Annotated in this window: 5 protein-coding genes and 1 pseudogene; 4 read left to right on the forward strand and 2 right to left on the reverse strand. The window is 72.6% G+C overall.

Going from position 1 to position 9,533, the window contains the following annotated elements:
- Positions 1–33: 33 nt before the first annotated feature.
- Complete coding sequence (locus AC13HU_RS23255) at positions 34–2,223, reverse strand: NHL repeat-containing protein (RefSeq protein WP_483043877.1); 2,190 nt, start codon at positions 2,221–2,223, stop codon at positions 34–36.
- Between the two features lie 200 nt (positions 2,224–2,423).
- Here AC13HU_RS23255 and AC13HU_RS23260 point away from each other — a divergent pair, with 200 nt between their 5' ends.
- From AC13HU_RS23260 to AC13HU_RS23270, 3 genes are all read left to right on the forward strand, one after another.
- The gene (locus tag AC13HU_RS23260) at positions 2,424–3,449 is read left to right on the forward strand and encodes a LacI family DNA-binding transcriptional regulator (protein WP_483043878.1); all 1,026 of its coding nucleotides are present in this window, start codon (positions 2,424–2,426) and stop codon (positions 3,447–3,449) included.
- Positions 3,450–3,555: 106 nt separating this feature from the next.
- Positions 3,556–6,660, forward strand: coding sequence for a glycoside hydrolase family 2 TIM barrel-domain containing protein (locus AC13HU_RS23265; protein WP_483043879.1), 3,105 nt, complete (start codon positions 3,556–3,558; stop codon positions 6,658–6,660).
- 147 nt (positions 6,661–6,807) lie between these two features.
- Positions 6,808–7,818 (forward strand): LacI family DNA-binding transcriptional regulator, encoded by a 1,011-nt coding sequence (locus AC13HU_RS23270; RefSeq protein ID WP_483043880.1) that lies wholly within the window; start codon positions 6,808–6,810, stop codon positions 7,816–7,818.
- A 49-nt stretch (positions 7,819–7,867) separates the two neighbouring features.
- On the opposite strand, the gene AC13HU_RS23275 is transcribed toward AC13HU_RS23270, so the two are convergent.
- Complete coding sequence (locus AC13HU_RS23275) at positions 7,868–8,872, reverse strand: SMP-30/gluconolactonase/LRE family protein (protein ID WP_483043881.1); 1,005 nt, start codon at positions 8,870–8,872, stop codon at positions 7,868–7,870.
- Between the two features lie 345 nt (positions 8,873–9,217).
- Here AC13HU_RS23275 and AC13HU_RS23280 point away from each other — a divergent pair.
- A pseudogene (locus AC13HU_RS23280) lies at positions 9,218–9,533 on the forward strand (hypothetical protein); the annotation flags it as partial.

The following is a 9,533-nucleotide window of genomic DNA, read 5'->3' on the forward strand; positions in this document are numbered from 1 at the left end:
GCGCTGCTTCCGGGACACGGCCGCGGCCGTACGCTACGGCGTCCAGCGGTAGAGCAGCACCTTGTTGTAGAGGTCGTCCTCGACCTGGACCAGGTAGTCGCCGTCGGAGCGGCGGGTCGCGGAGATGCCGTACGGCACGTCCACCCACCCCGAGCGATCGGTCGTGCCGATGATGGAGCCGGCCTGCCAGGTCCCCACCGGGCTGCCGTCGGACGCCTTCCACACCCACACCTGGCCGCGGGTCTCGATGCCGGCCGCGAAGACGTAGTCGCCCGCGAAGGCCAGGCTCACCATGGTCACCACGATGGTCGCGTCGGTGTCCCAGGGCAGCAGCACGGTCCAGGTCGGCGTGGTGTTGCCGGTGCTCCACTTGTCGTAGCGCACCAGGACCTTGCCGCACTCCTTCCAGTGCGCGTTGTCGAACGGCTGGTCAGGGGTGTACCCGACCATGTACATCACGTCGGTGGCCACGTCGTAGTGCAGCCGCCGGACGACGCTGAACGGAGCCGGGAGCGCGATCGTCTCCAAGCTCTCGTAGGTGTAGATCGGGTTCTTCTGGGCGTCGAAGCCCTGGAGCGGGTAGTGGCGCAGGTTGCGGTCGCCGCCCTCCCAGATGTCGCCGCGGTCGTCGACATACCACACCCAGCAGTTGCTGGGGGAGCTGGTGCCGTCGCCCGGCTGGAAGAACTCCCCTTCCTCGAAAGCGCCGTTGCCGCTCAGGTCGCGCCAGATCCACTGGCCCGTCGCCGGCTGGTTGGGCGGCCAGGTCGGGTCGTCGCCGTTCCAGCGCGCCTTGAAGATGGCGCTGGACGGCTTGGCGATCTCCCCGTCCATGCGGTAGATGAGCAGATGCCCGCAGTACATGCCGGTGACGTACATGTACAAGGAGCCGTTCAGGCGTTTGAGGAACGGCGATGTGGCGGAGTGGGTGTGGCCGGTCAGGAACAGCCGTGCGTCCTGGGGGTACTTGACGGAGTCCAGCGTGTAGCTGCGCCAGGTCGAGTCACTGCCGGGCGCCTTGGCGTAGTCGACGCTGTAGTGGCACTGCTTGGTGTAGATCTCCACGCCGTCGGAGGCCGGGTCGAAGTCGGCCGCGTCCACGAACGCGCTGCCCTGCAACTGCCAGACCACCGCCCCGGCGGGCGTGAACTTCCGCAGCCAGACGCCGAATTCGAACATCGCCACGTAGACGTTGCCGGCCGAGTCGCCGCCGACGCCGACGATGCCGAAGAGCTTGTCCGGCGTGACCCGGCCGGGCGTCCCCGCCCCGATGCCGCCGGCCTGGCCGAGGCTGCGGGCCAGCGACGGCGTCCCGGACAGGTTGGTGTACGTGTGCACCTGGCGCAGCGGGCCGTTGTCGCCGACCAGCAGGTCCCCGTTGACGTCCACCGCCAGCGAGGTCGGTATCCAGTCGGCGGACGGTCCGCTGATCGTCCCGCCCAGCGTGGCACCGGTGTTGGAGAAGTGCAGGATCTGCGCCGGCTTCGCGGCGTCGACGTGCCAGAAGTGCCCGTCGTTGGTGTCGCGGGTGATGTTCGCGACGACCCAGATGTCGCCGCTCGCGCCGATCGTCACCGAGCCGGGCTGGTCGACGCTCCAGGAGTGCTGCACCGCGCCGGTGGCGGCGTCGAAGACCAGGACCTTGTTGTTGGTGCGGTCGGTGGCCACTACCTGGGTGTCCGAGGCCGCCGCCGCGGCAGGTGGGCTGCCGACGGCGTAGGTCTGCGAGGTGATGGTGCCGTCCAGGCCGAACCGGGTCAGGCCGTTGCCCACGCTGAGGTACGCGTAGGAGCTGTTGACCGCCACCGCGTCGCCGTTCGCGCCGTGGCAGTTGCCGATGAGGTGGCCGTCCTTGTAGATGCCGGCGTAGTCCCCGCCCTCGTCCCAGAAGCTGACGGTGTAGACGGCGCCGTCGGCCGTGACGGCGATGTTGAAGACGAAGTCCTGCACCCACTCGGTGGCGCCGGAGAACGTGTTCCCGGTCCAGGAGGTGACGACGTTGGTGAGGGTGGTGTCCAGGGCGGCGGCCGAACGCGCCTTGGCCAGGCTGCCTTTGGCGATGGTGGGCGCGGCGGCGGAGGCCGCGGTGGCGACGGTGGCCGGGATCGCCAGGGCCGCGCCCGCGACGAGCGCGGCGTTCCGGCCGTAGGCCAGCAGTTGACGGCGGCTGACGGCACCGGTGCGAGGCGCGGGTGGGGTCTGTGCGGGTTCCTGCTCGCTCATGAAAAGGGGTCCTTCGTCGTGGGCGCGGCACCTTCGGGGCCGGCCGGGCGTCGATCGAGTGACCGTTCACTTGACGGGACGCAAAGCTAGGACTCCCCGCACTCCACGTCAATGGATCCGACCTCTTCCACTGCCACGAGGTCGGCGCTTAGGATGCGTCACATTGTCATGTGAACGGTCACCGAGAATCGAGGTCCTGCGTGTCCGACCGGCCGACCCTACGGACCGTCGCGGCGGAGGCGGGTGTCTCCCACCAGACGGTTTCCCGGGTGATCAACGGCGACCCCACGGTCACCGAGGCGATCCGGGACCGGGTGCTCTCCGCGATGCGCGTGCTCGACTACCGGCCCAGCGCCGGCGCGCGCGCCCTGGCGAGCGGCCGCACCGAGGTCGTCGGCGTCGTCCTCCCGCACGACCCCGGCTTCGCCTTCTCCAACGACCACCTGATCCGCCTGGTGCAGGGCGCCGACCAGGAACTCACCACACGCGGCTACGGGTTGCTGCTGTCCACCCGCGAGGTGCCCGACGACCCGTCGTCGGCCTACCGGCGTTTCGTGCAGCGCCGCCAGGTCGACGGCCTGCTGGTGGAGGCCGGCGCCGGCGGCGAGTCGCTGACCGCCCTGCGCTCCGCGCACTACCCGATGGTGGTGATCGGCTACACCGCCGAGGACCTCACCTGCGTGCACCCCGACGACGAGGGCGGCGCCTACGCGGTGACCCAGCACCTGCTGGCCCTCGGGCACCGCCGGATCGCGGTGGTCAACGGCCCACAGGAGAACGGGCTCGCGATGGCCGCGCGGCTGCGCGGGCTGCACCGCGCCTTCGCCGACGCCCACCGCCCAGTCCCCGAAGACCTCATGGCGCAGGGCGACTTCACCGCCGGCTCCGGCTACGCCGCGGCGGAACGCCTGCTGGCCCGGGCCGACCCGCCCACCGCGATCTTCGCCTTCAACGACGGCATGGCGCTGGGCGCGCTGCGCCGGCTGCGCGAGGGCGGACACGCCCTGCCCGGGGACGTGTCGGTGGCCGGGTTCGACGACACCGAGGCCGCGGACCTCGTCGATCCCTCGCTGACCAGCGTCAGCCTGCACAGCGTGGACGTGGGCCGGCGCGCCGCGCAGATCCTGCTCGACCTGCTCGACGGACGGCCCCCGGCGCAGCGCGAGATCGTCATGCCCAGCACCCTCAAGGTCCGCGCCTCGACGGCGCCGCCCGCCGCCGGCTGACCCCCTGACCCGAACCGACCTGACCAGAACCGCCCTGATCCGCCCCGACCGGAACCGAACCGACCGGAACCGAACCGCGCAACCCCCGGAAAGGACCGTCGCACCGATGGACCACGCCCAGAGCCGGAGCCACCACCCGGACGACTGCGCCTATGTCGAGGACGTCTCGCCCGGCACCGGCCGGCTGCGGCCCCGCGCGGCGTTCGACTCCGACGCGCCCTCGATCGAGCTGGACGGCCGGTGGAGTTTCCGGCTCGCCGCCGGACTCCACGACCTCACCCCCGGGTTCGAGGACCCCTCCTTCGACCCCTCGCCCGACTCCTCCGACCCCTCGCCCGATTCCTCCGGCGCCGGCGACTGGACCGGCATCGCGGTGCCGTCGTGCTGGCAGATGGACGGTGCCCCCGGCCCCGGCCGCTTCGGCACGCCCGCCTACACCAACGTCACCTTCCCGATCCCCGTCGACCCGCCGCGGGTGCCCGACGACAACCCGACGGGCGAGTACCGCCGGGAGTTCGAGGTCGCGGAGGGATTCGGCGGGGGAACGGTCGTCCTGCGGTTCGAGGGCGTGGACTCCTGCTTCGCGGTCTGGCTCAACGGGCAACCGCTCGGCGACGGTAAAGGCAGCCGGCTGCCGACCGAGTTCGACGTCACCGACGTGCTGCGCCCCGGCCGTAACGTCCTGGCCCTCCGGGTCCACCAGTGGTCCGCCGCGACCTACCTGGAGGACCAGGACATGTGGTGGCTGTCGGGGATCTTCCGCTCGGTACGGCTACTGGCCCGGCCGGCCGGCGGCATCGCCGACTTCTTCGTGCACGCCGACTACGACCACCGCACGGGCGCCGGCACCCTGCGGATCGACGTCGAGGGCGACGCCCGCCTCAGCGTGCCCGAACTCGACATCAACGACGCCGACCCCGCCGGGCCGTACACCCTGCCGGACATCGAGCCCTGGAGCGCCGAGCAACCACGGCTGTACGCAGGCGAGTTGGTGACGGCGACCGAACGGGTGCCGCTGCGCATCGGGTTCCGCCGGATCGCGGTCGAAGACGGCGTGCTCACGGCCAACGGCACCCCGCTGCTGCTGAGCGGGGTCAACCGGCACGAATGGGACCCGGTCGGCGGCCGGACCCTGACCCGCGAGACGATGCTCGCCGACGTGCTGCTGATGAAGCGGCACCACATCAACGCCGTGCGGACCAGCCACTATCCGCCGGAGTCGGCCTTCCTCGACCTGTGCGACGAGTACGGCCTGTGGGTCGTCGACGAGTGCGACCTGGAGACCCACGGCTTCGCCGAGAACGGCTGGCGGCGCAACCCCAGCGACGACCCGGCCTGGCGCCCCGCGCTGCTCGACCGGGCCGAGCGGATGGTCGAGCGGGACAAGAACCACCCCAGCGTGGTGATCTGGTCGCTCGGCAACGAGTCGGGCGTCGGCGAGAACCTCGCGGCGATGGCCGCGTGGATACGCGACCGCGACCCGGACCGGCTCATCCACTACGAGGGCGACTGGGACGACTGCGCCTACACCGACCTGTACTCGGCCATGTACGCCGACTACCCGGTGGTCGCGGCGATCGGGGCGGGGCAGGAGCCGCGCACCGGCGACCCGGCCAACGACGCCCGACGGCGCGCGATGCCGTTCATGCTGTGCGAGTACGCCCACGCGATGGGCAACGGCCCCGGCGGCCTGCGCCAGTACCAGGAACTGTTCGAGCTCCACCCCCGGTTGGCCGGCGGCTTCGTATGGGAGTGGATCGACCACGGCGTCGCCCGGCGCAGCCCCGAGGGCACCTTGTACTACGCCTACGGCGGGGACTTCGGCGAGCCGGTGCACGACGGCAACTTCGTCGCCGACGGCCTGCTGTTCCCCGACCGCACCCCCTCGCCGGGCCTGCTGGAGTACGCCAAGGTGATCGAGCCGGTCCGGATCACCGCCCGCGCGGACGGCGGCGGCATCGAGCTGCGCAACCTGCACCACACCCGCGACACCGGCTACCTGCGGTGGACCTGGCTGCTCGAAGTGGACGGCGAGCAGTCCGGGGAGGGCGAGTGGGAGGTGGCCGTGACCGGACCCGGCGGGACCGGCCGGGCGGACTGGCCGGAGACCCTGGTCAAGGCGCTCGACGCGGCAGGACCGGGCGAGCGCTGGCTGACCGTGAGCGCGCAACTCGGCGCGGACGAACGCTGGGCCGCGGCCGGGCACACCGTCGCCTGGGCGCAGATCGCCCCGGCGGCCGGCAGCACACCGCTCACCGGGGAGCCGGGCGGCGAAACCCCGCGCACCTCCCCGCCGCGGCTCGCGTCGCCGCACCTGCCCGCGGCGCCCGCGACCGCCGCGACGACGGCGGTGGTCCGTCGCCGCGGCGGCACCGTCACCCTGGGCGCCGGCGAGTTCGACGCCGTCACCGGCACCCTGATCCGCCTCGGCGACCTGACCCTCGACGGTCCCCGCGTCGACCTGTGGCGGGCCCCGATCGACAACGAACGCCGATCACCGCTGCTGGCGGCGTGGCAACGGGCCGGCCTGCACCGGCTCCAGCACAAGGTCCTGGACATCCGTACCGGCGACGCGGGCCTGACGGTGCGTACGAAGATCGTCCCGGCCGGCCTGGACCTGGCGCTGCTCGCCGACTACCACTGGAGCACCGCGCCGGGGAACCGGCTCGTGCTCACCGTCGACACCGCGCCGACCGCGCCCTGGCCGGTCCCGCTGCCCAGGCTCGGCGTCGCGATGAGCCTGCCGGGCGCGCTCGACCGGGTGGCCTGGTTCGGCCTCGGTCCGGGCGAGTCCTACCGGGACAGCGAGGAGGCCGTCCGCGTGGGGCGGTACGCGAGCACCGTCGCCGCGATGCAGACCCCGTACCTGTACCCGCAGGAGAACGGCAACCGGCGTCATGTGCGGTGGGCCCGGCTCACCGCGGGCACAGGCGGCCAACAGGCCGTGCCGGGGCTGGAGATCACCGGCAGCCCGTGGTTCGACCTGACCGCGAAGCCTTGGTCCACTGCGGAGTTGGCGGCCGCCGCGCACACCTCGGAGCTGCGGCCCGACGGCCGGACCCACCTCAACCTGGACCTCGAACACCACGGCCTCGGCAGCGCGTCGTGCGGTCATGCCCTCCAGCCGCGGCACGAACTGGCCGCGCTCCCGGCCCGCTTCACGCTCGGGTTCGGTCCGGTCGGGACGGAGGTGGGCGACGGCGTAGGGTGACACCTCCGATCCTGGCGGATGTATGATCGGCCCGCGAGACAACGTTGGCCCATCTCTCGGCGCCACGTCGCCGAGGGGGGACATCACGTGGATACACCGAGCCCGAGCCCGAGTCCGACCGGCGCGGCCGCCCCACGGCGGCCGACGATGGCTGACGTCGCCCGCGAGGCCGACGTCAGCCTCAAGACCGTCTCGCGCGTGGTCAACGGCGTGTCCACCGTCGATCCGGAGATGGCCGCCCGGGTCCGGGCGGCGGTGGCGCGGCTGGGGTTCCGGCGCAACGGCATGGCCCGGGACCTGCGCACCCGCAGCACCTCGGCCACCGTCGGCCTGCTCATCGAGGACCTGGCCAACCCGTTCTACGCGGGCATCGCCGCCGCCGCGGCGCAGTGCGCCCTGGAGAACGACACCCTGCTGATCACCGCGAGTTCCGAGGAGGACGCCGACCGGGAGCGCAGGCTCCTGTTGCAGATGTGCGAGCGGCGCGTCGACGGGCTGCTGGTGGTACCCGCCGGCAGCACCGCCGACCACGTCTACCTGCGCTCCGAGATAGAGATGGGCACGCCCGCGGTGTTCCTGGACCGGCCGCCCACCAACGTGCGGGCGGACACGGTGCTGATCGACAACGCGGCGGGCGCGCGGTCCGCGATCGAGTACCTGACCGCCCAGGGGCACGAGCGGATCGGCGTCGTGTCGGACTGGCTGAGCATCCACCCGATGTCCGCGCGGCTGTCGGCGGCCGAGGCCGCGCTGGAGCGGGCCGGGGCGCCGTACCGGCCCGACCTGATCCGGTTCGGCCTGCACACCGTGCCGGACACCGAGGCCGCGGTCGAGGAGATGCTCACCGGGCCGCAGCCGCCGACCGCGCTGTTCGCGCTCAACAACCGCCTGACACTTGGGGTGTTGGGCGCGCTGAGCCGGCTCGGGCAGGAGGCCGCCGTGGTCGGCTTCGACGACTTCGAGACCGCCGGACTGATGGCGCACCCGCTGACCGTGGTGTCCTACGACGCGCGCGCCATGGGCCGGATCGGCGCTGAGTTGCTCTTCCAGCGGATCGCGGGCGACACGTCGCGGCCCAGGACCGTGGTCATCCCCACCACCCTGGTGGAGCGCAGCGGCGCGAACCGCCGGGCACCGGCCGGCCCGGCGCGGCGCTGAACCCCCGCCCCGGGGGCCGGACTTCCCGCCGTGCGCGGCGCCGCCTCGCTCACCCCGCGAACGTGCCCACCGCCGCGCCGCGGAAGGCCGTGCCCGGCAGCGCGAACACCGACCCGGCGAGCGGCTCCGTCCCAGGGCGCAACTCGTCGGACGCCGAGGTGACGTAGAGCGTCCCGTCCGGCCCGAACGCGCAGGACGACGGCTGCGACACGGGCATCCGCAGGACGGCCAGGCAGCGGCCGTGCGGGTCGTAGCGGCGTACCTCGCCCGCGCCCCAGACCGCGACCCACAGGCAGCCGTCCTCGTCGACGCACAGGCCGTCCGGCATGCCGTCGCCGCTGTCATACCGCAACAGTTCGCGGACCGGACCGAGTTGTCCGTCCGCCGGGTCGAACGGCGCGGTGAGCAGCACGCGTCGGACGCTGTCGGCCAGGTAGAACCGGGTGCCGTCCGGGCTCCAGCCCAGGCCGTTGGGCAGGGTCAGGCCGCGCAGCGCGGTACGCACCCCGCCGGCGGGGTCCCAGCAGTGCACCGCGCCGCCGCCGGCGGGGAATCCGAGCGTGGTGCTGCCGGCCCAGAAGCGGCCTACCGGGTCGCACTTGGCGTCGTTCATCCGCCGGTCCGGCTCGGGCAGCACCGGGTGGACGACGGTCAACGCGAGCCCCTCGCCTGCCGGTTCGCCCGCTGAATCGCCCGCCGAGCCGTCCGCCGGTTCGTCCGCCGCGTCCGCCGAGCCACCCGCACGATCCGCGCCGATCACCCCCAACCCCGCGCCCACCGCGGCGACATACCCGCCGCGGTCCCGTACCGCGACCGCCCCCAGGCTCATGCCGACGCGGGCCACCACGGACGCGGGCCCGGACTCGGGCCCGGACTCGGGCCCGGACTCGGGCGGGGAGCCCGGGGCGGCGAGCGGGCTGCGGGACAGCACGCCGGCCGGGATGTCCACCCAGAGCAGCTCGTTGGTGCGCCGGTCGATCACCGGACCCTCGCCGACGACGGCGCGGCCGCGAACGAAGATCTCCGGGGCGGGCAGAGAAACGGCTGGTGACACGGGTGTCCTCCGGTCCGGGTGAAGAGATTTCTCGGTGACTCGGGTGAAAACTCTAGGCAACGTTGTCTCGGATGGCTATGGTTCAGCACGACCGAACGAGAGGGACCCCCGGGCCGGAGTAGCAGCCCGGAATCTCCTTCCGCCGTGCGGTGGTTGACGATTCGACAGGCGTCATGACTCATCTGACCAGGAACGAAGACCTCAACTGCTGGTGAGCGCACGGCCCGTGCCGTGACGTGTACCCGATGTGCTCCCGAAAAGTCCCGAGCGATCCCGGCTGCCGGGGTCTCAGCCAACGTTGTCTCAGATGGTCGGAGTGCGATCCGGCCGTGGAGGGGAGTGGTGATGGCCGAGTTCGCCGATCCGGCGCGACTGTGGGTCGACCGCGACGCGCTGTGCGTGCAGGGCGCTTCGGCCGGCCTGCTGACGGACGGCGCGCGGCTGAGTGTCGAGCCCGCCGGGGCGGGGCACGTCGAGTCCACCGGGGACAAGGCGACCGCGGGGGACGCCGGGGGAGCGGGGGACTCCGGCAGCACCACGGTGCTGCACGTCCGCGCCGACTCGGCCGCAACGACCGTGCTGCGCCTGGACGTTCCGCTCGGCGACGCCGCCGGCTACTGGCACCCCGGGGCCGGCTGGGACCGCCACCTGGTGGCGGTCC

The sequence above is a fragment of the Streptomyces sp. NH27 genome (genome assembly GCF_056859195.1).

Excerpts from the sequence above, each read along its gene's own strand:
- AC13HU_RS23265 (WP_483043879.1), top strand. The coding sequence starts at position 3,556 with ATGGACCACGCCCAGAGCCGGAGCCACCACCCGGACGACTGCGCCTAT.
- AC13HU_RS23255 (WP_483043877.1), bottom strand. The coding sequence starts at position 2,223 with ATGAGCGAGCAGGAACCCGCACAGACCCCACCCGCGCCTCGCACCGGT.
- AC13HU_RS23270 (WP_483043880.1), top strand. The coding sequence starts at position 6,808 with ATGGCTGACGTCGCCCGCGAGGCCGACGTCAGCCTCAAGACCGTCTCG.